Here is a 22898-nt window from a genome sequence, read left to right as displayed (position 1 = left end):
TAAGTGAATCTACTTTCACTTGCGCGCTGTTTTGATTCTGATTGCTTATAGGATAAACTAATAGCAATTAAGAAAAGTGTGGTGAGTTCATTGTTTACAATTATGTTGATTGAAGATGATCAAACATTATTTGAAGAAATAAAAGAACGTTTAACGCAATGGTCCTACTCGGTGGCGGGAATCCGGGATTTTGGGAGTGTACTGCAAGAATTCACGGAAATCAAACCGGATCTTGTCATCATCGACATCCAATTACCAAAGTTCGATGGATTTCATTGGTGTAGGATGATCCGAACGCATTCAAACGTCCCAATTATTTTCTTGTCTTCACGTGATCATCCGACTGATATGGTGATGTCGATGCAACTCGGAGCCGACGATTTCGTTCAAAAGCCATTTCACTTTGATGTATTGATTGCAAAAATCCAAGCGATCTTACGCCGTGTGTATAGCTATAGTACTGATCAGACATTGGAAGTGAAAACGTGGTGTGGTGCCGCAGTGGATTTTGTGAAAGGTACGCTCACCAATGAAAAAGGGACTATTGAGTTGACGAAAAATGAAATATACATCTTGAAAGTATTGATAGAAAGAAAGAATGAAATTGTATCAAGAGAAGAAATCATCACCAGTCTTTGGGATGATGAACGATTTGTCAGCGATAATACGCTGACAGTCAACGTGAACCGTTTGCGTAAACGGATTGCGGAAATCGACTTGGTAGATGTGATCGAAACAAAAGTGGGGCAAGGGTATATGGCGAAGGAAGAACAATTATGATTCGGTTATATCTTAAGGAACGTGCTAGTTGGATACTGTTCTTCATCTTCTCGCAACTGCTCGTTCTAGCAATGGGCTATTTGGACACAAGTATTCCGCTTTTGTCTACTGTCTATATTGCATTCATTTCCTGTTTATCTTTCGTTATTTTTATAGTCATGCGTTATGAAAAAGAATCGAGATTCTATAAACGCTTAGAAACATTAGAACCATCATTTGATCTAACTGCAATACCTGAAGCTAACAGCCCTTTCGAAGCCATTGTCTCAAACAGGATGTCCGAACAAATTCAAGAGTTTAAACACCAGTTGGATCAATTGCAAATTAGTGTAGAACAAGAGAAAGATGACATGTTGAATTGGATACATGAAGTGAAAACACCGCTGACAACGTTGCAATTAATGATAGATCGCACGGATCCTGTGCTCCGATCCCAGTTAATGTACGAGTGGCTTCGGATTCATCTATTACTTGACCAACAACTACATCTAAAGCGCATCCCATTCATCCAAAATGATTTATATATCGAAAAGACAGATGTGCGGAAGTTGCTATTTCAAGAGATAAAATCGTTAAGACAATGGTGTATGCAAAAGCGTGTTGGTTTTGATGTATCATTGGAAACAGAAGAAGTATTGACTGATGCCAAATGGCTTGGCTTCATTATCAGGCAGTTGCTGGCGAATGCGGTGAAATACAGCGAGAATGCGGACATAAGTATCCAGAGCACTAGTAAGGATGGAATCACTACGCTAACGATCGAAGATGTTGGGCAAGGAATTGCTTCAAGGGACTTGTCTCGTATATTCGATAAAGGCTTCACTGGAACAGCAAACCATCAAAATCATGCTGCCACGGGAATGGGGTTGTACTTAGCAAAACAGGTAGCAGAATCCCTCCTGATTACGATTGTAGTAGAGTCAACAGTAGGAGAAGGTACGCGGTTCTCTTTGATTTTTGCGATGGAAAACGAATTGATTCGAATAGCGCGTATGTAGGAGCATGTGACATGATCGTCACATGCTCTTTCTAATTGTCATATTAAAGGCGGGAGAAAAATCTATACATTGAGTAAGATAGAATGAACAAGGAGTGATGGACATGGTAATCTTACAAGCAACGAAAATCTATAAGACATACGGCAATAAATTCAATAAACAAGAAGTATTAAGTGCACTGGATCTAAACATACAAAAAGGTGAATTCGTCAGCATCATGGGGGCATCGGGCTCGGGAAAAACGACTCTACTGAACGTACTTTCATCCATTGACCGCGTCAGCCAGGGGACGATCAGCATAGAAGGGCAGAACCTTAACAACATGAAAGAAAAGCAAATGGCGGAATTTCGAAAACGTCATCTGGGCTTCATCTTTCAGGACTATAACCTACTCGACACGTTAACAGTAAAAGAAAACATACTACTTCCATTATCTGTGCAGAAAGTGCCTAGAAAATTAGCCAATGAAAAATTCCTTGCAGTAGCGGAGGAATTGGGTATTTCAGAAATTGCTACTAAATATCCAAATGAAATCTCGGGTGGACAAAAGCAAAGAACGTCTGCCGCACGAGCATTCATACATGATCCGAGCATCATTTTTGCGGATGAACCAACAGGCGCTCTTGACTCAAAGGCGGCATCCGATTTGTTGAACAAATTAAGTGATCTCCATACGAAACGAAATGCCTCTATCATTATGGTCACTCATGACCCTCTTGCCGCAAGTTTTAGTGAGCGTGTCGTGTTCATCAAAGACGGACAAATTTATACGCAACTGAATAAAGGAGACCAAACGCGGAACGAATTTTTCAATGATATTATCAAAACGCAAGGTGTACTGGGTGGTGTGCAACATGACGCTTAATCAGCTAATCTTCCGCAATATCAAGAAAAATCTTAAGCATTATTATGTGTATATCTTTGCACTGATTTTTAGCGTAGGCTTATACTTTTCATTCGTAACGTTGCAATTCGATCCAGCATTAGACGATGCAACAGAAGGAAGGAAAGGTGCGGCAGCTATTAAGTCAGGTTCAGTTTTTCTGATTGTTATCGTGTCTGTATTCTTGCTATATGCTAACAATCTATTCATTAAACGACGCAGTAAGGAGATTGGATTATTTCAATTGATTGGAATGACGAAAGGAACTGTTTTCCGTATTTTAAGTGTGGAGAATTTCGTTTTATACATCGGTTCTCTCATTGTAGGGATATTCTTAGGGTTTTCGATGTCACGATTACTCATGCTGATTCTATTTAAGGTCACCGGTGTAACGGATGTTGCGACTTTGCGTTTCTCTTCGGATGCATTACTTCAGACGTTGATAGTCTTTGCGGCAATCTTTGTATTGATTTTGATCATGAATGCACTATTCATTAAACGTCAAAGTATATTGTCTTTGTTCCGTGTGACCACCGTGACACAACAGCGGGTGAAAAAGATGTCAATATTCCAGGCGATCATCGGTGTGTTCGGTATCCTTCTCATTGTATTCGGCTATTATTTATCATCTCGATTATTTAGTAGTGTGTTTCTTGGAAATCAGCTATTTCTAGTGATGATCGTCATACTAGCTTCTGTGGTCTTAGGAACCTATTTATTTTATAAAGGCTCCGTCAGCTTTATCTTTAACATGATTCGCAAACGTAAAGGAGGATATTTGAACGTTAACGACGTGCTGTCTCTCTCATCCATTATGTTTCGAATGAAATCCAATTCTCTTTTATTGATGATTATTACGACGCTATCTGCGCTATCCATTACGTTATTGTCGTTAAGTTATATATCGTATTACTCAGTAGAGAAGTCAGTGGAGCGAACTATTCCTGCCGACTTTACCATTCCTGATATTACGCGTGCAATGGAATTTACGCAGTCACTTGACAGTGAAGGCATAGCCTATTCAGAGTCAGCTATTGATCTATTGACTATACCTGTTGATTTATCGACAGTTCTATCTATTTCAGGTGGGGAAAGTGAAGAGATGAGTTACACTGATATGCAAATGATTGTCATTAGTGATGAAGTAATGCCGGAGATAGACGTAGAAGAAAAGGAATTGCTCTTCGTTAACTCTGATAGTTTTACGGAAAACTTTATGAAATTCCAAGCGAATCAGCAAATCGTATTTCAAGGCAAAGAGCATATGTATGATCTGACACTGAAAGGGACGGAAAGAGTAGCTGTTCTTCCAACGCGTGTAGCTTATGGTTTTGTTGTCGCGGTAGTGGATGATCAAGTATTTCAGAAAATGAACGTAGATAAGGACCCTTCCATAACGCCTGAATTTACTGAGTATCATGGAGTGGATATCAAGAATGAAAATGATCTAGAAAAAGCGAATGAACTATTTAATGTGTTGGGAATAAATGAATGGGCAGGGCATGAATCGAAGCTTGAGGAGAAAACGAAACAAATACAAGGTGCAGGCATGATTATGTTCATCGTTGGATTCCTTGGTCTCGCTTTCCTTGTTACGTCTGGCTGCGTCCTATACTTTAAACAGATGGACGAAAGTGAAGATGAAAAATCGAATTACACCATTCTTCGTAAACTAGGCTATACACAAACAGATTTACTAAAAGGGATTCAACGAAAGCAGGTATTTAATTTCGGTATTCCATTAGTCGTCGGTCTCTTACACAGCTATTTTGCTGTAAAATCCGGCTGGTTCTTATTCGGTACTGAAATGCTGACACCAACGATTATGGTGATGTTAATCTACACAGCGCTATACTCTATATTTGGTTTGCTTTCTGTGTTCAATTATAAGCGCGTGATTAAAGATTCGTTATAATACAGTAATACCCCCTGACACAAAGGTCAGGGGGATTTTAGCGCGAATTAGTTACTACCTACTAACTCAGCTACTACGATTTGATAGGCTTTATCTAAATTAGCCAATTGTTTAGCTTTTTCTGCTATGTCATTCGTGGGATCTTCGGAAATTTGTTTTTTTACATCTTTCACTAGTATGGGAAGGGGGGTAGAGTGTGTGCTCACACGTTCCGACATTAGGGTGTCCTTTAATAAGTTTGTAAAGTCATTGATTGTTTGATTGTGCATAATTCATTCTCCTCATCGTGTTTGTAATTTTTCGTTGACAGTAAAAAACATCCATCCGGTATATACCAGGATAGATGTTAAGTGGGAAGCCATGACGAATTAAACGGTTCGGCAGGAAATACATTTGTGTAGGATCGACAGAAACTATATCGAATCCACCTAAAGAATGTCCTGATTTCGTTTGTTCGTACGTCGGCTTTTGTATGATTTTTCATAAGCCGCACTTGACACCTCCTATCCGCGTAGGGTATTGGTGTGTACTGATCTAGGCAGGTCTCCTGGCTCGTTTTCAACGTATAATTCACCTTCCCATTTCCCTTTGCGGTGAAACAGTGGTAACGAATTATACTCCAACTCACAGTTGCGGGACAGCATCGGTTTTTCACCGATTTCCCTTTTAAGCGTTTACGAACGATAAACGCACCTATCTCTAACACGATATTCAGTTGCTCTTTCAGTATATCATTCTTATTTACGAAAGGAACAAAAATAATGCAGCCTCTTCCAAGACAACAAAAACGCACCCTACTCCTATGGAACGTATTACTTGGAACGATGATAAATAGTTCCGTCCGGTTCTATGACGTACTATTTATCCAATTAAGGAATGTCGAGTAGCATTCCTTTGATATAGGTAGACACCAATAAATACGACAAACTCAGAGGCTGGAATGGACAACCAAATACCATTCAAACCAAAGAAACGAGGTAAAATCATCAAGAAGAGCAACATGATGATGATTTCGCGTGAAGCAGTAATCCAAGTTGCCATCCGTACATTGCCGATAGACTGATAATATGTCATCATCACAAAGTTCGTACCGGTGAACAAATAAGCAAAGAAGAATAGATTAATTCCGGAAGTAGCCAAATCTCTTACGGCTTGTGGGAAGTCTCCAAAGATCGATACGATAGGGCCCGCCGCGAATTGACCGACAAGGAAAAACACGGCACCTGCGATGACAACGGTAAGTGTGGCTTTTTTTACGGTTTCTTTCATCCTTATCCGGTTGCCGGAGCCTTGATAGTAACTGATAAGTGGCTGAATCGCACCGCCCATTCCGAGGAATAGCATTAGCATGACACTGTGTACATAGTTCAAAATAGAGAAGGCCGCAACACCTTCCGTGCCCGCCATCCGTTCGAACGCGATATTATGTGTAATGGTAAAGAAGGAGATTCCTAACTCGGAAAGGAAACTCGGAAATCCAACAAAAAGAATGGCCAGGAACAGCTTTTTATTGAATTTCAAGCGAATTAGTTTCAAGTTATTATTTTTCTTGAAAAAGTGTGTTGCGAGTACTAGCATACCCATGAAAGAAGCAATAATGGTGGCGGATGCAGCACCGGCAACGCCGTAATCAAAAATGAATAAGAACACATAATTCAAGATAATGTTAACGACAGAAGTCACAATTAGCCCGGCCATTGAAAGATTCGGTGCTCCATCATTGCGTACGAAAATACTAAATGTGTTTTCTACAGTAAAGATAAAGCCAAATAGTAAAATCACAAATAAGTATTGCGATACATAAGGGAAAGTAGTCGCATTGGCTCCAAGTGCGTAAGCTAACGAATCTCTAAAAATAAAGGCGGTTAAACCTAATATAATGGTGAATAAGAAAATGGAGAAAATAGCATGTGTAAAAATTGATCGAGCTTTCTGCACATCTTTGGCACCCATTGCCATCGAATATTTCGTGGCGGCACCTATACCAATCCATAGGGAAATAGCAAAAAAGATTGTATAAACGGGAGCCGAAATTCCGACTCCCGCTAATGCTTCTGCACCCAATCGATTACCGACCATGATGCCGTCCACCACAATATTGATCGCCATTAGCAACATACCGATAGTTGATGGTATTAAATAACGTAAAAAGATACGTCCTACGGGCTCAGTATCCAAAGGACTTAACGTGGGTGAAGAATTCATTGCAAAGGACTCCTCTGAAGGTCAAGTTCCATAATGAGACAAGGGAATTCACCTAAATCATCAATTTGTCCATTTAACTCAAATCCGAACTTTTCATATAAGTGTTGTGCTGCTATATTATCTGGATATATACTCAAATAAATCTTGTCACATTGATATTTTTCTTCCATTCTGGTAAGTAAAAGTTTAAGGAATCTGCTGGCATAACCTTTTCCTTGGTGGTGCTGATCGATCATAAAGCGATCAAGCCATACATGGCCACTATCTGCATCACGTCCATGCATTGCATAGCCGACTAAATCTTCTCCGTCGTATAATCCGATGGACTTCCATTCTGGTTCAAATTGTGATTGTGCTAGTGAAAATGAATTGCTTTCAATAAAGTTCTTTTGGTTTTCGTGTACGGATAAATAGGCAACATCCTGCCAATTTTCATTCGTTACCTCACATGCGTGGAGGCTCATAATTCCATCTCGCTTTCAATTTTGTGTGAAACAGTAAAACTACTTTTGTTTTATCAGTTTATTTAGATATCGCTTTTTTTGATAAATCCAAACAGCAGAATATCCACTATAGAATCCAGTGCTTCGGTTACAGTAATGCGATTTTCATAAAAAAACTTCCGATCAAGCGTGGAGTTCGTTGCATCTATAATCAACTTCATAAGTAACTCTACGTTTTGATCTGCAATGATTCCTTCATGAATTCCTTGTTCAATCAATTCGCGAAGTTCATCCCATTCATGAAGTGCAGTGTGGACTCGCTCCCATTGTTCGGGATGAGTTTTTTTCATCTGATCAAGGATTTGCCAGTTATAAAAATCATTGTATTTCGGTATAACTGTAATGACTTTCTTAATCTTATCTACAAGATGTAGGTCAGTGTCTTTCATAATCATATTGGTTTTTTCATCGAACTCATATAATGTCGAGTCTATAATCGCATCTAGAATTTCCGTTTTGGAAGAAAAGTGTTCGTATAATGTTCGTTTACTGATACCTAGTCTTTTGGCCAGATCATCCATTGTGAACTTCATACTTTTCTCATGAATTTCTTCGAGGAAAGCTTTCATAATACGTGCTTTCATTTATCGTACCCCTATCTTTTTATATAGAAATAAAACTAAAAAAACATATATAGTTTTCATCGTTCTTTTATGAGTATAACTACTTTTTACATAAAAAGCAAAGGCTATTGCTTAAATTAGTATTGTTTTAATAAATAGGCTTATATAACTCTTAAATTGGGTAATTTTATTGTATACGTACAAGAGAGGGGTGGGACTGTATGGAAGAAAGGAAATTGGTTGTAGCCGTTGCGGGTGCGAGTGGATATATTGGCAATAATCTATTAAAAAAACTTAAAGGGAAAGCCAAAGTGATTGGTTTGTCGCGGAATGGAGATCAGCGGGAGAATACGGAAGACGTAGAGTGGCGATCTTGTGATTTGTTTTCTATGAAAGATGCAGAGAAGAGTTTGGCTGGTGCTGATATTGCGGTATATCTAGTTCATTCCATGCTGAAATCGGCGAAATTATCTCAAGGTAGTTTTGAAGATATGGATGTCATTTTAGCGGATAACTTTGCGCAAGCAGCCAAAAAACAAGGAATTAAACAGATTGTCTACTTGGGTGGAATTATTCCCGATGAACATGAAAAAGATTTATCACGACATTTGAAAAGCCGATTGGAAGTGGAGCGTGTTCTACGCTCGTATAACATTCCTGTCACCGCATTACGTGCAGGGCTAATCGTCGGTCCAAAAGGTTCTTCTTTCCCGATTTTATCGAAGCTAGTTAAACGGCTTCCCATAATGATTTTACCCAAATGGACACGCTCTAACACACAGCCTGTAGCACTCGATGATGTGATGAAATCATTAAGCTCATTAATACTGGACTTTGAACCAGCACAACGATCTATCGATATAGGTGGCCCCGAGGTCATGACATATAAGTCGATGATGGAGAAGACAGCAGAAGTAGTAGGTAAACCATCAAGAATGTTGGATGTACCATTCTTCTCTTTAAGTCTTTCTAGGCTCTGGTTACGTTTAGTTACACAAACACCAAAAGAGATTGTATATCCATTGGTGGAAAGTCTGAAACATCCGATGGTCGTCAATTCCAAGCGCTATGTGGAAGGTATCAGTGACGGAGAAATTCCATTCATACAAGCTGCAAGGGAAGCACTAGAGGAGGAAATGAAAGAAAGAGACATCCCAAAGAAGAAGTCGAAAATGGGTCCACTTAAGCAGGATGTTCGTTCAGTGCAGAGAATTGAATTACCTTACAGCTGGACTGCAGATGAAACAGCACGTTACTACGTCAAATGGCTTTCCACATTCTTGAATCCTTGGGTGAAAACCGATGTAGACGACCATTTGAATTGTCATATCGGTTTCCTCGGTAATCGGACATTGCTCGAATTAAGTTATTCTGCAGATCGTAGCACCAAAGATCGCTCGCTATACTATATTACAGGTGGTCTATTGATGGATCCTCATTCCAATGAACGTGGTAGAATAGAATTCCGAAAGATTCCAGGATCGAATGAAGTAATTATTGCAATACACGACTATTTGCCATCCATTCCATGGTTTATCTATTACGTAACGCAAGCCAATATGCACGCATTTGTCATGTCTTGTTTCCGTCAACATATGTATAAGCTTAGTAGGATTGAACGTGATCGATTAGGAATTGTCGCTTCTAATGTACGATGAAGAAAAATCCAGATTTGCAGTGTTGCACTACGAATCTGGATTTTTGATTATTTGAATTCAATAAGTACATAAATAGACGATAGAACCAGATGTTTTATTATGCGTTTAAAGTTGCTTGCTTCGCTTCTGCAAGCTGGCCGCCTTCTTTTAAATACTTCTCTACGCCTTCTGCTGCACGATATGCCAACGCGCCAATGGTTGAAGTAGGGTGATGACCTCCGAATTGAGGAAACGCTGAACCGCCCACTACGAATAGGTTGTCCATCTCCCACATTTGAAGATAATTATTCACCGCAGATGTCTCAGGATCTGCTCCCATGATGATGCCGCCCGCATAGTGACCGCCTGAATAAATGTGGTCGAACTCTTCGGGAACTTCATCTTCGTCAATAATATCTGCACCCATTTCTTTCATGATTTCACTGCATTTCTCTATCCCGAATTTTGCCATGTTGCGATCGTGATCTGTGTAACGATTCGTAACACGTAATAGAGGATCACCGTATTCATCTTTGTATGTTGGATCTAAATCCAAGTAGTTATGCCACCACGACATAACAGCAGGTGTATACCAAGCTACTAACGAACGATTCGCGTAATGGATCGAGTTTTTCTTAAACTCAGGTCCCCATTTTGGTGTCCCTTTAGGAACATGGTTCGTTGAAATAGCGCCATCACCGTACTGACGCATTTCGATGCCACCACCATTAATGAACTCTACATCGGAGTGATCAAAGTTATCACCAGCGAAGTCACTCATCGTACCACCAAGAGCACCTGCACCCATATAGAGATTAAACTTCTTCTTTTCAAAGTATCCTCGTGCTCCCAGGAATGTGATGTTAAATTGTCCATTAAAGTTACGTCCAATTGTTCCTTTGCGTGTGGTTGGATCATACTGTGTCCCGATATCAGAAAGCATCAACAAACGATTATTGGTGAAGGAAAACGCACCTAATACGACAACGTCTGCGGGTTGTTCATATTCAATTCCTGTACGTGTATCAGTAAACATTACACCGGTTGCTTTTCCGTCTTTATGCAAAACGCGACGCACTAAAGAGTTGGTGCGAATTTCGCAGTTTCCTGTTTTACGGGCAGTTGGAATAACTGTAGCCAATGGATCCGACTTAGCCGTGAAATCACAGCCGTACATCGTACAATAAGAGCAAAACATACAAGCATTTAATTTTTCACCGTCGGGATTCGTATACGCTTGTGATAAGTTTCCGGAAGCAACTTGAAATGGGTGATAACCCATTCTCTTAGTCGTTTCTTTAAATAGCTTTACAGCGGGTGATGCAAGCATAGGAGGGTTAGGATAATCATTTGAACGTTTATCGCCAAGTGGATCGGGTTCGCCTGAAATACCAGCGGTTTTTTCCCACTTATCATAATAAGGTTCCATTTCATCATACGTGATGCCCCAGTCTTGAATCGTCATACCTTCAGGAATTTTCTCTTTGCCGTAACGTTCAATTGTCTTGGAACGTAATTCAAAATCGATAGCTCTCCATCGATATGTAGCACCTGCCCAGTGCACACTGCCGCCACCTAAATCGGTCCCGGCCATCATTTCTGCTCTTGTCCGGACGGGAAGAGCGGTATCTTCTATTTTCACGCGTGACGTAATCGTTTCAGGCGAAAGATTTTGCATCATCTCGTAACGGTCGGTATAGCGTAATTCATCTTTAACACCGATATAATCCTGTCGTTCTTGTTTTTTACCTCGTTCTAGGGTGACTACTTGATAACCAGCTTTAGCTAATTCGGCAGAAACTACTCCACCTGCCCAACCACTTCCCACTACGACTACATCTACTTTTTTTAGTTTTTTCGCCATATGAGTTCCTCCCGTTATTAGTGACCTTGGTAATTCCGTAAGCTCTCAGGTTTCATTACGATGAAGTCTTCTTTTTCAATATCTGCTGTATAACTCATACGTGGACCAGGGAATTCCTTCATCCTCCAGCCTTCCATATTACGGTTCCCGCCATAGACTGGATCGGCATAAGCACCTTCAATGGTTGTTTGTAATAATAGATTAAAGAATGTCGTCGAAGCGACACCGTTCATCTTCGCTTTTCCGCTATCGAACATCTGCAAGATCTCGTCTTGCTGTTCGGGCTCCAACTTGCGGAAGTTCATTTCGAATTTCTCTTGAGCTGTTTGTTCCAGTGCATGTACACCTTCCATGAAAATATCACCTCTTGTCATAGGAGTTTGATATCTGAAGGCTGGCGTAGGTACTTGCGTTTCAGCATTTGGACCTTGATCTTGTGTCGTATCTGCTTGGCTTTCATATGGATCTACCGCACCTGTTTGCAAAAAAGGCCCTTTCATATATTCTTTTCCGTTCATTCCCCATTCTCCGGCAAGTTGTCTATCGATAAAATAGGGGACACCTAGTTCAATAGCGCCTGGCCCTAGATCATCTTTAGGGAATAGCCTTTCAGTAGCAGCGGAAAGTATTAGAAAATCTTCAGCATTACTAAAGAATGTACGGGCCTCCAATAAGTGAGTATCCTCTTTTCCCATGTCTGCAGGGGCGCTTGGTTTTTGGAGCTGGTTAGTCAATAATCCGCCGAATAATGATCCACCAACTAGACCTCCAGCTAATAGGCCGGTATTTTTCATGAAATTCCTACGACTTATTCCTTTTTGCGTGTCTTCAGGTTGTCTAGGTTCTGTCACGTTGCTCTCCTCCTTGTATATATGACTTTCATAATTTACCAATGCACCTCTACTAGACATAGTGTGACGAATGGATAGAAACTATACGTTGTGCCAGGACTTTACACATTAAAACAGGGGAAAATTGAGTGATCCAGAACGTAGAATGAATATATATAATAAAAACCCCTCTATAAATCATCGTATTTGCGTGATTACAGAGGGGTTTTTCGTATTATAGGTTATTAATCGTTAGTTTTAACTTCAGTATCTGTGTCAGGTTCCATGTCTACTTCGGGCTCGTCCACATTCACATCATCATCTGGCGTTACATCAGCTGGTTGATCTACTTCAACATCGTCATTTTCATCGATTACGGGATCGTCATCTCCACAAGCACTAAGAACACCAACAGAAAGAATTGCAGCGGTTCCTACTTTCAATAAATTACTTTTCTTAAGTTTATTCAAATTCATTATAGATTTCCTCCTCTAGATGTTTGATAGACTTTCTTATGTTATTAATATCCTTATTTTAGTTTTGTAAACATAAAATATTAGAAGTGATTCTTTAGTAATGATAATGACAATAAAGTAGAAGATGACAAACGGTGGAGAAATTGCATATTCTAAAAGAAAACGTGACACCAAGAGGAGAAAACTGAAGAAAGGTGGTGAAAGTGCTATGATGGATGTAGACATGCCTACTTTAATAGTGATGGACTAGATCTGTTACGCAAATTGGCTTATTTATAAAGGAGAGAATGTTTCATGAAAAAAGAAGAACAACAGAATTTATTCAAAGAAATTATGGGGAATTATCCAACTGGTGTAACAGTGGTGACTGCAGTAACCGAAGATGGCACACCAGTTGGACTGACAGTAAACTCGTTTGCCTCTGTATCCTTGGATCCGATGCTTCTCTTATGGTCTATTGATCATAGAGTTTCTTCTATTAAAGCATTCACAGAAGGAGGTAAATTTGCTGTACACGTACTTGCTGGAAACCAACAGGAGCTTTGTAATACATTTGCAAGCCGTGTAGAAGATCGTTTCTCCACATGTAAATGGGAAATGTCAGATAATGGGTTACCGATTATCGAGGATGCATTCGGTGTATTCGAATGTAAAACATTCCAAACCATTGAAGCTGGAGATCACACCATTATTATAGGCGAAGTAATCGATCTAAAAGTTGAGAAAGATAAAGATCCTATGTTATATCACCGTAGAGTATTTGGATCTGTGCCGCCAGTTTTCTATCAACAAGATGACAAAGCGTGAATTTGAATTAGTTTACAGCAATACAAAAGCCGTCTTCCAGGAGACGGCTTTTTTTATGCATATTCTATTATTTACGTACTATACAGTTTTCTAAAGTGGCTTAATATTACCCTAGTTTATCGTCTGCTGTAATATCATTTGGTTCTCGTACTAAATAATATTTACCTTTTGTATACAGAGCGATAACTACTGTCAAGACAGCAGCCAATATGGCAGCGATAAATGCAGCTGTAGATTGTAGGAATATGCCTAAATAACCAGCCGCGGCGATAGAGCCGAATGTGCTTGCTATAAGTAGCGATGCAACACCAACGGGATTCCATTTATATAAATACTCTTGTCTTGCAACGTAATAGGTGGGGCCAATTTTTAGCCACTTCTTGACGACTACTGCATCTGTCACGAGAATAGCAGCCCAAGAAAATAAGAACACACCTTGGAATGTCATGACCGTATCTAAGTGATCAACAATACCACCAAGCATTAATAAAATAGCACTTACAGCTGAGATTACTACCCAGAATCTACGTCCTGGCGTGAAGCGGAATACATTCTCGAAAAAATTTGATAGTGATAAAGAACTGCTGTAGATATTGGTGACATTAATTCGCAATTGTGTCAGCATCGTAAATAATGCACCACCAATGCCTAGCAACAGTACGATATATACGCCTGGATCTTTTTCCAAGAATCGCACACCGAACCAAATACCAAGTCCACCCATTACTCCGTAACAAAAAATCTGCGGGATGAAACCGATTGCAATCGAACCGAACTTTCTATCGGATGGCTTTAGGAAACGTGCATAGTCTGATGCGAGTAAAGCCGTTAATCCCATAATTCCATTGTGCATCCCGATACAGAACAATAGTGCAGTTCCCCCAAATTGAACGCCTTCGGGCATATAAGAGAATACGGGCCCTGTGTAAACAGCCGGTTTGATGAACGATAATATAATGGCTGTGAAAAGGAATACCATAAATATTGGCATAGACCATTTTTGAAGTTTGTCCAACTGCTCAATTCCGAACCAATTCAATGGAATAACAAGTGTGCCAAAGATGATAATTAAAATCCATTTAGGAAAGTCAGGCGTGAAATAATGAACAGCTGAAACGAGGATTAACCCTTCAAACGCGCAATACATAATGAAGTTCGAAGCGTAAATTAATGAAGTTAGCGATGATCCGATATAGCCAAATCCCCCACCACGTGATAAAAGGTTAACGTTCATGCCGGATTTAGCGGATAGATATGCAATGACAGTACCAAGCAAACCGGCGACGATGATAGCATAGATAGCCGAAACGATAGCGTTTGGTGCACCGAATTGCAAAGCCATGACACTGCCCATTTGAAAATAAAAAATGGCAGTCGCGATGCCGAACGTGATATTGGTAATACTCAGCCAACTCTTATTGCGATCTTCCAAAGGAACACGATCTAAGGAATAATCTTTTTCTGTTTCATCTTCTTCTATAGTATTCAGTGCTCTTTCTTCTTCTGTTGTCATACACATCAGCTCCTTGTAGTAAGTCGTCAATCTCTCTTGCCAGCTTTGCTAGTATGTTCTGATTCATGCAACATGATGAATTAGATTCGTTCATTGAATTGACACGTTACTATTTTAACAAAATTGTAATGAAAAAATCAAATTTAAAATATATTCGTGAAAATGACTATATAAAATTCTTATTTTATAAAAGGTTATAGAATGATAGAGAAATCAGACGTAGAAAAAAATCCTTAAAAGTATAGTTTTTAAATGAAAAGATGCAGTCTTTTATCTGGCTAGTACTTTTCTAACTGAAAGGACTAGTAGATGAAAGGATCAATCGTTAGTACCGTTACTGTAAACGATGGAGTATAAAAAAAGATGACTTCAGCACAATACTGAAGTCATCTACTAGTAGCGTAATTACTGCAACTCAATTCAAACCAGTTCATAAATTAGGGCTTAGCCCAAAGGTAAGAAAGTTTCTTGAAAATCTTTTTCAAGGAGGTTGTTTTTCCCATACCTAATCTATTATTTACGTATCATCCAGCTTTCTAATGAGTGAATAGCAATTCCACGGAACGCCTCAGCATGACTGAATGATTGTTCTACTTCTTTTAACTGTTTTTCCATATATGCATTATTTTTACCGAAGAAAGATAGATAATCACCTTCAGAAGATTTACTAGTTTCTATTGCTACACGTGCTTGCTTGCCTCTAGCGCTCGCATAATCCATTTCGCTTTGTGCTAAACTGATCATTCCATTACTACCACTTGCTTTGTTACGATAGGCCATGACATTTATACTGTCGGATTGGTCGATCAGCCATTCTGAAAGTACACCTTCACCCATACTATTCGAATAGTAGATGGAATCGAACCAAAACGGTATATCAATTCCAAAATGTAATCCAAGGCGAGTAGATTTACTAGCCGCGAATTGGATATTTTGCTGATAGCTCTTGATAGTCTCTTGTAAATTAGAATCCCATGTAGGTAAAATATACGGTTCGATATCCAAATGAATACCGGCAAACTGTTCATTATTCTCTGAAACGGATTGATACATTTCTACCCATTGAAAGAAACTTTGAACGGATTCTTGGTCAGTTGCCCAATACGGTGCGCCATCAAGGGCGTGTACTTCTATATTTTGCTCGCTAGCTTTGCGAATAAAGCGTTGATAAGCATCAGTCGGAATATCTGCGTTGACTTGCAAATACAGCGTTGATACATTTTTTTTCTTTGAAAATTCGATGAGTGCATCAGATTGACTAAGTATTTGCGATGTATGCCACAACCAAGTAGCTTTTGGTTGGTCAATGCGCATCGTTAACATTGGTTTTAACCAAATGAAGTTAGATAGAATCAATAGACTTGCCACCATCCAAATTACTCGTGCTTTTTTAGACATAGTAGTCACCTTTCTCTAGTAACGTAAGATAGAACAGTATTTCATGATGTTTTAGTACTACTAATAAATTATACACTAAGATATCTGCTATATTCTAGTATATTTATACTGCAATTATGTACATTCAGATTGTTTGAGAGAATACTAGACTGTATAATAATAATGAAATGTGAAAAATTGGCTAGTAATCGATATAAGTAAAGGAGAGACATATTAGTGAAAAAAATAGCCATAGCCATACTGTTGATTTTACTCGTGTTGTCTCCACGAATCTATTGGGCCTTAAAAGAAGAGAAAGTAATGGATATCGCTGTGATCGATAAATCGGTCGCGAAGAAAGATTATCGTGAGCATAACGGTTTATTTCATGTATTAGAAGGTAAGAAAATTGTTCGGCCTGACAGGGAAGCTTATGATAGGAGTCTTGATTATTATGGATTCGATCCATACGACCAGGTCGCGCTGGAGCCATTTCATGAACGACCACTTGATATGATCTATGTTGCGGATACATATGGCGTATTCAGCGATGATCTTAAAGCCAAACCTGATGGTTCTCGATCCGAACTACTATATGGCGGTATGGAATTGATGGAGTGGAACGAACTAATGGCTAGCAAAGGTGAGGATACGACATTAATCGCTGAATTCAATAGTTTTGCATCGCCAACTAGTGAAGAAATGAGTACGATCATGCAAAAGGAACTGGGAATTACTTGGACAGGGTGGATCGGACGGTATTTCAATGACATGTCGAATGCAGAAGTACCGAAGTGGCTTGTCGAAGGGTATAAAGAGCAGAAGAATAGTGAATGGTTGTTTGCCGGTTCTGGTCTTGCGTTTGTCCATACATCTGGAAAAGTGATTGTCTTAGATGGACAAGAAAATAAAAGTGCTGCCCATTTCAAATTAACAAAAGACGGAGAGGAAAAGTTTCCGAAAGTGTATTCATCGGATTATATGTATTGGTTCGATGTAGTAGAGCCAAATGAAAAAACCAATATTTTGGCGACATATGAATTTGATTTGACGGAAAAAGGTCGTAGTGTATTGCAAGAGGCGGATATTCCGGAAATATTCCCCGCGGTGTTGCATCAAGAACAGGCGAATACCTATTATTTTGCGGGAGACTACGCAGATTTTGATAAGAACCCCATTGTTAAATGGCAAGGGATACATACTGTATATAAATACTTTGCTAAAGATGTATCTGCCTTCTATTGGCTTACATATTTTCCGATGATGGAAGAGATCTTAGATGAAACCTATCACAGAAAGAACAGTGAAAAGAGTAGCGATTCCTCTACTGGAAAATAAGAGTGAGTTTACTAACATAGGGATGGGAGATTCGCTGATTGCGCATAGTCTATTTGAAAAAAGACTACTAATAAGTCAGCTGAAGAAGGGTGTAATGAGTATGAAAATAAATAAAAATGAACTGAATATGCTGGATGCTTCTCTCTTTCATCAACTCTTTCATTGGCAGATGGCGAATACGAAACGTTTCCGTCAAGTGTTCACCATAGTCTTTGTCAAAAGTCCTGAAAGTCCAGAAATTAAGCAAATTCTTCTAGAGCAGATGCGTACTTCAGATTTATTGTTCAGTTTCCCGACCGGTGAACCGGATATCATTTTAATGGTGAATACCGGCGAAGATGAAGCAGATGTCTTTATTGAGAGATTGCGCCGTACTGAATCGACTCGCTCTTACCGAGTAGGCGTTTCGGTAATTGAAATTCGTAATGGAGATGCAACGCTTGAAGATGTACTACAAGTGGGAAATGATTCAGTAAACCGTGCATTACAATTACCAGGTGGTACGCCTTATGTAAAAGATCGCACCTTTAGAACATTAGAGCGACAATGTGTGCGAGTGAGTATTATTGACAATGACCCCGTTATCACGATGATTATACAAAAACTAGTGGAGCGTATTTCCATAAAACAACTGGATCTGGATATCCAAGTATTCCATGATGGACAATATTTCATTGAATCCAAATGGTACCAGTCTTCCCACACACATTTAGTTATTATGAATGACATTCTTCCGAGAAAGAATGGATTAGAAGTATTATATACATTACGCGAATTGCCGAATACGCAGAAATATCATGTCTTTATGATGACCAAGAGAAAAAGTGAAGCGGAAATGATTTACGCCTATCAAAACGGTGTTGATGAATATATAACGAAACCATTTAATCCAAAGTTATTTGAATCACAAATTAAGAAAGTATTGAGACGGATTTATTATGGATAAGATATTAATATCATTGTTATTAGTCATCGTAGTGTTGTTGATTATACTATTCGCTTTGTTCTTTTTACTTGTGTTTTATAGAATGCAAGAAGTGAAAAAAAAAGAGAAGGTTATAAAGTATATTGAAGATCGTCAAGTCGACTGGTATGAATATTTACTAGAAGAAGATATGTCACTTGAAGGGCTTAAACCCCATGGGAATCTAGAACTCGAAGCGATTGATGAATTGTTTTTTCGCGTTAACTACCACATCTCTTCAGATGAAATTAAAGAAAAGGTAAATGCTTTTGCCGCTGTATATATGAGTGATTACTATAAGGGAAAACTTGCTAGTCGGAGTAGGGAATTGCGTATTAATACACTCAATAAAATTAGCTTATTTCACTTGCGATTTATGCTGGATCCGGTTTCCGCGCTGTTGGAAAAGAAGAAAAAACATTCGAAAACTGAATTAATATTAATGTATGAGATTATAGGAAAGTTTTCTCGTACTGATTTCGTAGCACACTTCATCGCGCCGAAAGTTCCGCTAGGTGAATTTGATTATAAAAAATTGTTGATGGGGCTAGATGAAGAACAGATTAATTTACTAGCTGAAGACTTCGATGTTTTGCCTGAATTGCTTCAGCTGACGATGATCGAAATTATAGGTGTTCATCATTATCTTGATTGGCTTCCTTTATTGCATAAGTGTTTGGATAGTTCGGATCAAGAAATGCGAATTAGGGCATTAAAAAGTATTGCTGAACTAGAAGTAGCGGACTCGCTTGAGTTATATGAGCCATTCTCCCATTCAACTATCTGGGAAGAACGCCTGATGACAGCTAAGATTTTCCGTTTTGCACCGACAGATGAAGCATTGCCTATACTTAAACACTTGATCAAAGATCCTACTTATCAAGTTCGTGCACAAGCCGCAAAATCGATTAAATCTTTAAAAAATGGTCATCAAGCACTTTACTCTGTAATAACCATGTCATCTGACGAGTTTGCGGTCGATGTAGCGGAAGAGATGTTCGGAAAGGAGTACTAAGATGAACGCACCTCTAATAACGTCGTCGTTTTTTGGGTTTATTGGCTATATACTGCTCGTCTATATGCTAGCTGTTATTTTTTCATATACATCCATGCTACTTATCGCATTTATTCAGTTAGGAAAAGAACGAAAGTTGCAGAAAAATTTATCGGATGAAGGAGCTGTAGATTTTATATATACGCAGCCCGTAACGATAATTGTTCCTGCTTACAATGAGCAAGAAGGTGTGCTTGGGAATATTTATTCGTTGTTGGCATTGCAGTATCCTCAATTTGAGATATTGGTGATCAATGATGGATCTGTAGATAATACGGAAGATATTATAATTGAGCATTTCAATATGAAGCCAATTCGAAAAGTAGTGAATCAACAACTTGAAACGCAACCTATCGAAGCTATCTATCAATCCGATATGCACCCCAATTTACTGTTGATTACGAAAGTGAATGGTGGGAAAGCGGATGCCTTAAATGTAGGAATTAATGTGTCAAAATATCCATATTTCTGTTCAATCGATGGAGATTCCATATTGGATAGTACATCACTGCTGCGTGTAATGAAGCCTATCATGGAATCCAATAAAGAAGTTATTGCGACAGGCGGCACTGTACGGATTGCGAATGGTTATGAAATCCAAATGGGGCAAGTGGTCAGAGAAGGTTTGCCAGGCTCGGCTATCGTAATAATGCAAATTATAGAGTATATGCGTGCGTTTCTTATGGGACGAATGGCGCTTAGCAAATACAATATGGTGCTAATCATATCCGGAGCATTCAGTGTCTTTTCAAAAAAATGGGTAATGCAAGTAGGCGGATATACGAAGAATACAGTTGGAGAGGACATGGAACTAGTAGTTAAGCTACATGAAGAAATATCGGATTGTAAAGAAGATAAAGAAATTGTTTTTACACCAGATCCGGTTTGTTGGACAGAAGCTCCTGATAACTTCAAAGATCTACGTACTCAGCGTCGACGTTGGCATCAAGGACTGGCCGAAAGCCTCTGGTTACATAAGAAAATGGCATTTAATCCTAAGTATGGTTCGGTAGGGCTGCTATCAATTCCTTATTTCTTGTTCATTGAATTGCTCGGACCCGTAATAGAATTGGCTGGCTATGCTTATATGGTCTTGTCTCTATTTATGGGGGAAGCGTATATAGTCTTCGCTGGAATTCTTGGTTTATTATTTATTTTATATGGATCATTGTTTTCGATGGCATCCATTTTATTGGAGGCATGGAGTCGTAATACATATCCCGCAGTGAAGGATTTAGTTCGTCTAGTGATGTTGTCACTAACCGAAGTATTTTGGTACAGGCCACTAACCTTAATTTGGCGCACAGAGGGGATTATTAGTGCTTTGCGCGGAAAACGTGAGTGGGGAAGCATTCAACGTAGAGGATTGTCAGAAGATCGTGAATGAAAAATGCCTGACGTATCGTGACTGTTATATCAGGCATTTACGTAGTAAATATAAAGGGGTACGTCACAATATATTCAATCCTACAGTAAAGGCTTCGTTACTACCTGTAGAGACGTTAACGATTGACCACCATTATCCGTGAATGTATGTATTCATACTGGGTTCGAAAAGGATGACTAAATGGTAGTGTCGGAGAATATATTGTGATTTTTTTATGACTTTGACATAGAAAGTCTACTAGGTTTATCTAACGCCGCGTCGCTTGGCAGATTCAGCGTACGCCGTGGATCGGAAATGTAGTATGGGGTCATCACTGCATTCTATTCCTTCTATAGTAACCGTTGGATCAAAGATGAAGGACTCAGCGTTATCTACACGAAGAGAGTTCAGTGTTAGGGTTCCTGCTTCAATTTTCTTTCGATCATCGGGCCAGGCGATAGTTGGGTCATCAATTGCATCTCCATGTTCGGCGAATTGTATAAGTAAGCGAAAACGTACAGACTGGTCTAGTCTAACTTTATGAATAAGTTCATTTTCCATTGAGCTGTTGACATTACCATCATCATTTTGGGGAACAGGTTGCCATTCAAATCGGACAGCCTGTTTTTGCATGTCCTTATTTCTCAAATAATACGCATGGATTGAATAGTAATGGAGGGACTCGAAATTACGAAAAGGCTGTAGTTCTTTTAAAATGGAACCAAATGCTTTGTACTCTGCATCATGTATCAATGCATCTATTCGTTGTGCCCATGTACTACGAGAATCGAATGCCTGCACCAAACGAATAAAGGCATCTGGAGTTTTACTAATAAAAATCGGTATATTGGCCATAGTCAAATTTGTGAATGTACCATCAAATAATTGAAAACGCACTGCCATTCCTTTAATTGGATTCAATCGTTCGCTTGGATTTCGGCTTGTAGAGCTATGAGAAAAACGTACAACAGCTGAAACTTCCCTTTGCTGTAAATGGGCAGCTGTTGTCCAAGGTACGGCAGCCCCGGTTGGTTGGAAAGTCGCGTCAAATGCGACACCAATTGCATGTGCACGTCGTAAATGACTTTCTGTATGCACCGCTGATTCAATAGAATCAATAGCTTCTTTAGCAGTTACGGGACCTTGATTTTTCATTTGAAATCACTCCTTTACATATAACATACCCTTCATTAATTAAAATTAAGCGATTAAAAAAATAGAATTGGGGGTATTAATAGTGGCAAGACAACTTTTAGGAGGAATAGTATATGAATCGTTTGTTACTAACTGGAATATCTGTCATGGCACTCAGCCTTGCAGCATGCGGGACTGATACAACGGATGACAATGTGAAAGAAAACTCAGGCACAACACCGCCTGTGGAACAACCTGCTGAGCCTACAACTGAAGATACTAACAAAAACTCTACTGATGGAGGTAATACAGACGCTGTGCAACAAACAGATTCTGCAACGGATAATATGAAAGCAGATATGGATAAACTTTCATTTAAAGAAATCCAGATTGAAGTTTTGTACAGTGGTGATAAAGAATACGAAGCGGATATTGAACAAGACGAAAATGAACCAATTGAAGCGAAAGTGGAAGATGAAGTAAATGGTGTATACTTGAAAAACCAAGAAGCATTTGATGATTTATACCCGAAGGTTAAACAACTCGATTTGACGAAAGACAGCACAAAGCAGGAAGCGATTGATCAAGTGTTGAAAATCTTTGGCTTGGATGCAAATTACGAGAAAATTGAAGTAGAAATTAAATTTAATGATGGAAGTAAGTTAGATGTAGAAGAACGTAAATAAGAGCA

At 39.1% G+C, this 22898-nt stretch carries 21 protein-coding genes and 1 riboswitch; of the genes, 11 read left to right on the top strand and 10 right to left on the bottom strand.

Annotated features, from left to right (window positions below; genetic code table 11):
* Positions 1-90 precede the first annotated feature (90 nt).
* From CSV70_RS08215 to CSV70_RS08200, 4 genes are all read left to right on the top strand, one after another.
* On the top strand, positions 91-780 hold the full coding sequence (locus CSV70_RS08215; RefSeq protein ID WP_099627225.1) for a response regulator transcription factor: 690 nt from the start codon (positions 91-93) through the stop codon (positions 778-780).
* Positions 777-1778: a sensor histidine kinase gene (locus CSV70_RS08210; protein WP_085131817.1), complete on the top strand. Its 1002-nt coding sequence runs from the start codon at positions 777-779 to the stop codon at positions 1776-1778. Before CSV70_RS08215 ends, CSV70_RS08210 begins: the two co-directional genes overlap by 4 nt.
* A 103-nt stretch (positions 1779-1881) precedes the next feature.
* Positions 1882-2643 carry an ABC transporter ATP-binding protein gene (locus CSV70_RS08205; protein WP_085131816.1) on the top strand — a complete coding sequence of 254 codons (762 nt, stop codon included), beginning with the start codon at positions 1882-1884 and terminating at the stop codon, positions 2641-2643.
* Positions 2633-4576 carry an ABC transporter permease gene (locus CSV70_RS08200; protein ID WP_085131815.1) on the top strand — a complete coding sequence of 648 codons (1944 nt, stop codon included), beginning with the start codon at positions 2633-2635 and terminating at the stop codon, positions 4574-4576. The genes CSV70_RS08205 and CSV70_RS08200 overlap by 11 nt, the downstream gene beginning before the upstream one ends.
* 47 nt (positions 4577-4623) lie before the next feature.
* On the opposite strand, the gene CSV70_RS08195 is transcribed toward CSV70_RS08200, so the two are convergent.
* From CSV70_RS08195 to CSV70_RS08180, 4 genes are all read right to left on the bottom strand, one after another.
* The gene (locus CSV70_RS08195; RefSeq protein ID WP_085131814.1) at positions 4624-4845 is read right to left on the bottom strand and encodes a hypothetical protein; all 222 of its coding nucleotides are present in this window, start codon (positions 4843-4845) and stop codon (positions 4624-4626) included.
* 251 nt (positions 4846-5096) lie between these two features.
* Positions 5097-5288: riboswitch (cobalamin riboswitch) on the bottom strand.
* A 149-nt stretch (positions 5289-5437) separates the two neighbouring features.
* Complete coding sequence (locus CSV70_RS08190) at positions 5438-6781, bottom strand: MATE family efflux transporter (RefSeq protein ID WP_085131813.1); 1344 nt, start codon at positions 6779-6781, stop codon at positions 5438-5440.
* Entirely contained in the window at positions 6778-7245 is a 468-nt protein-coding gene (locus CSV70_RS08185) for a GNAT family N-acetyltransferase (protein WP_085131812.1), read from the bottom strand. The genes CSV70_RS08190 and CSV70_RS08185 overlap by 4 nt, the downstream gene beginning before the upstream one ends.
* A 62-nt stretch (positions 7246-7307) precedes the next feature.
* Positions 7308-7868, bottom strand: coding sequence for a TetR/AcrR family transcriptional regulator (locus CSV70_RS08180; RefSeq protein WP_099628810.1), 561 nt, complete (start codon positions 7866-7868; stop codon positions 7308-7310).
* A 200-nt stretch (positions 7869-8068) separates the two neighbouring features.
* On the opposite strand from CSV70_RS08180, the gene CSV70_RS08175 reads away from it, so the two are divergent.
* Positions 8069-9505: an NAD(P)H-binding protein gene (locus CSV70_RS08175; protein ID WP_099628809.1), complete on the top strand. Its 1437-nt coding sequence runs from the start codon at positions 8069-8071 to the stop codon at positions 9503-9505.
* Between the two features lie 97 nt (positions 9506-9602).
* On the opposite strand, the gene CSV70_RS08170 is transcribed toward CSV70_RS08175, so the two are convergent.
* The 3 genes from CSV70_RS08170 to CSV70_RS08160 form a co-directional block, all read right to left on the bottom strand.
* Entirely contained in the window at positions 9603-11348 is a 1746-nt protein-coding gene (locus CSV70_RS08170) for a GMC family oxidoreductase (RefSeq protein WP_099628808.1), read from the bottom strand.
* A 17-nt stretch (positions 11349-11365) separates the two neighbouring features.
* Positions 11366-12199 (bottom strand): gluconate 2-dehydrogenase subunit 3 family protein, encoded by an 834-nt coding sequence (locus tag CSV70_RS08165; RefSeq protein WP_232319228.1) that lies wholly within the window; start codon positions 12197-12199, stop codon positions 11366-11368.
* 224 nt (positions 12200-12423) lie between these two features.
* Positions 12424-12654 (bottom strand): translocon-associated protein subunit alpha, encoded by a 231-nt coding sequence (locus CSV70_RS08160; RefSeq protein WP_085131807.1) that lies wholly within the window; start codon positions 12652-12654, stop codon positions 12424-12426.
* Between the two features lie 294 nt (positions 12655-12948).
* Between CSV70_RS08160 and CSV70_RS08155 the strand changes: the two genes are divergently transcribed.
* Entirely contained in the window at positions 12949-13461 is a 513-nt protein-coding gene (locus CSV70_RS08155) for a flavin reductase family protein (RefSeq protein ID WP_085131806.1), read from the top strand.
* A 106-nt stretch (positions 13462-13567) separates the two neighbouring features.
* On the opposite strand, the gene CSV70_RS08150 is transcribed toward CSV70_RS08155, so the two are convergent.
* Together CSV70_RS08150 and CSV70_RS08145 are read right to left on the bottom strand one after the other, a co-directional pair.
* A complete protein-coding gene (locus CSV70_RS08150; protein WP_085131805.1) occupies positions 13568-14974 on the bottom strand; it encodes a purine-cytosine permease family protein in 1407 nt (468 codons plus the stop codon).
* 513 nt (positions 14975-15487) lie between these two features.
* Positions 15488-16372 (bottom strand): amidase, encoded by an 885-nt coding sequence (locus CSV70_RS08145; RefSeq protein WP_099628807.1) that lies wholly within the window; start codon positions 16370-16372, stop codon positions 15488-15490.
* A gap of 216 nt (positions 16373-16588) precedes the next feature.
* Between CSV70_RS08145 and CSV70_RS08140 the strand changes: the two genes are divergently transcribed.
* The 4 genes from CSV70_RS08140 (at position 16589) to CSV70_RS08125 (ending at position 21094) form a co-directional block, all read left to right on the top strand.
* On the top strand, positions 16589-17689 hold the full coding sequence (locus CSV70_RS08140) for a hypothetical protein (RefSeq protein WP_099628806.1): 1101 nt from the start codon (positions 16589-16591) through the stop codon (positions 17687-17689).
* A gap of 100 nt (positions 17690-17789) precedes the next feature.
* Entirely contained in the window at positions 17790-18635 is an 846-nt protein-coding gene (locus CSV70_RS08135) for a response regulator (protein ID WP_158232311.1), read from the top strand.
* Entirely contained in the window at positions 18628-19668 is a 1041-nt protein-coding gene (locus CSV70_RS08130; protein WP_099628804.1) for a HEAT repeat domain-containing protein, read from the top strand. Before CSV70_RS08135 ends, CSV70_RS08130 begins: the two co-directional genes overlap by 8 nt.
* A 1-nt stretch (position 19669) precedes the next feature.
* A complete protein-coding gene (locus CSV70_RS08125) occupies positions 19670-21094 on the top strand; it encodes a glycosyltransferase family 2 protein (protein WP_085131800.1) in 1425 nt (474 codons plus the stop codon).
* Positions 21095-21337: 243 nt separating this feature from the next.
* Here the strand turns inward: CSV70_RS08125 and CSV70_RS08120 are convergent, their stop codons facing one another.
* Entirely contained in the window at positions 21338-22228 is an 891-nt protein-coding gene (locus CSV70_RS08120; protein ID WP_085131799.1) for a catalase, read from the bottom strand.
* A 113-nt stretch (positions 22229-22341) separates the two neighbouring features.
* On the opposite strand from CSV70_RS08120, the gene CSV70_RS08115 reads away from it, so the two are divergent.
* A complete protein-coding gene (locus tag CSV70_RS08115; RefSeq protein WP_085131798.1) occupies positions 22342-22893 on the top strand; it encodes a YusW family protein in 552 nt (183 codons plus the stop codon).
* Positions 22894-22898: the final 5 nt, after the last annotated feature.

Source organism: Sporosarcina sp. P25, assembly GCF_002743235.1.
Taxonomy (GTDB): domain Bacteria; phylum Bacillota; class Bacilli; order Bacillales_A; family Planococcaceae; genus Sporosarcina; species Sporosarcina ureae_B.
The sequence above is the reverse complement of the archived record's forward strand: the minus strand, read 5'-3'. Positions and strand labels throughout refer to the sequence as shown.

Bases quoted from the DNA above. Each gene is read 5' to 3' on its own strand.
- CSV70_RS08180 (WP_099628810.1), bottom strand. From the start codon at position 7,868: ATGAAAGCACGTATTATGAAAGCTTTCCTCGAAGAAATTCATGAGAAA.
- CSV70_RS08150 (WP_085131805.1), bottom strand. From the start codon at position 14,974: ATGACAACAGAAGAAGAAAGAGCACTGAATACTATAGAAGAAGATGAA.
- CSV70_RS08115 (WP_085131798.1), top strand. From the start codon at position 22,342: ATGAATCGTTTGTTACTAACTGGAATATCTGTCATGGCACTCAGCCTT.
- CSV70_RS08205 (WP_085131816.1), top strand. From the start codon at position 1,882: ATGGTAATCTTACAAGCAACGAAAATCTATAAGACATACGGCAATAAA.
- CSV70_RS08200 (WP_085131815.1), top strand. From the start codon at position 2,633: ATGACGCTTAATCAGCTAATCTTCCGCAATATCAAGAAAAATCTTAAG.
- CSV70_RS08135 (WP_158232311.1), top strand. From the start codon at position 17,790: ATGAAAATAAATAAAAATGAACTGAATATGCTGGATGCTTCTCTCTTT.
- CSV70_RS08190 (WP_085131813.1), bottom strand. From the start codon at position 6,781: ATGAATTCTTCACCCACGTTAAGTCCTTTGGATACTGAGCCCGTAGGA.
- CSV70_RS08125 (WP_085131800.1), top strand. From the start codon at position 19,670: ATGAACGCACCTCTAATAACGTCGTCGTTTTTTGGGTTTATTGGCTAT.
- CSV70_RS08210 (WP_085131817.1), top strand. From the start codon at position 777: ATGATTCGGTTATATCTTAAGGAACGTGCTAGTTGGATACTGTTCTTC.
- CSV70_RS08145 (WP_099628807.1), bottom strand. From the start codon at position 16,372: ATGTCTAAAAAAGCACGAGTAATTTGGATGGTGGCAAGTCTATTGATT.
- CSV70_RS08175 (WP_099628809.1), top strand. From the start codon at position 8,069: ATGGAAGAAAGGAAATTGGTTGTAGCCGTTGCGGGTGCGAGTGGATAT.
- CSV70_RS08160 (WP_085131807.1), bottom strand. From the start codon at position 12,654: ATGAATTTGAATAAACTTAAGAAAAGTAATTTATTGAAAGTAGGAACC.
- CSV70_RS08120 (WP_085131799.1), bottom strand. From the start codon at position 22,228: ATGAAAAATCAAGGTCCCGTAACTGCTAAAGAAGCTATTGATTCTATT.
- CSV70_RS08195 (WP_085131814.1), bottom strand. From the start codon at position 4,845: ATGCACAATCAAACAATCAATGACTTTACAAACTTATTAAAGGACACC.
- CSV70_RS08130 (WP_099628804.1), top strand. From the start codon at position 18,628: ATGGATAAGATATTAATATCATTGTTATTAGTCATCGTAGTGTTGTTG.
- CSV70_RS08170 (WP_099628808.1), bottom strand. From the start codon at position 11,348: ATGGCGAAAAAACTAAAAAAAGTAGATGTAGTCGTAGTGGGAAGTGGT.
- CSV70_RS08155 (WP_085131806.1), top strand. From the start codon at position 12,949: ATGAAAAAAGAAGAACAACAGAATTTATTCAAAGAAATTATGGGGAAT.
- CSV70_RS08185 (WP_085131812.1), bottom strand. From the start codon at position 7,245: ATGAGCCTCCACGCATGTGAGGTAACGAATGAAAATTGGCAGGATGTT.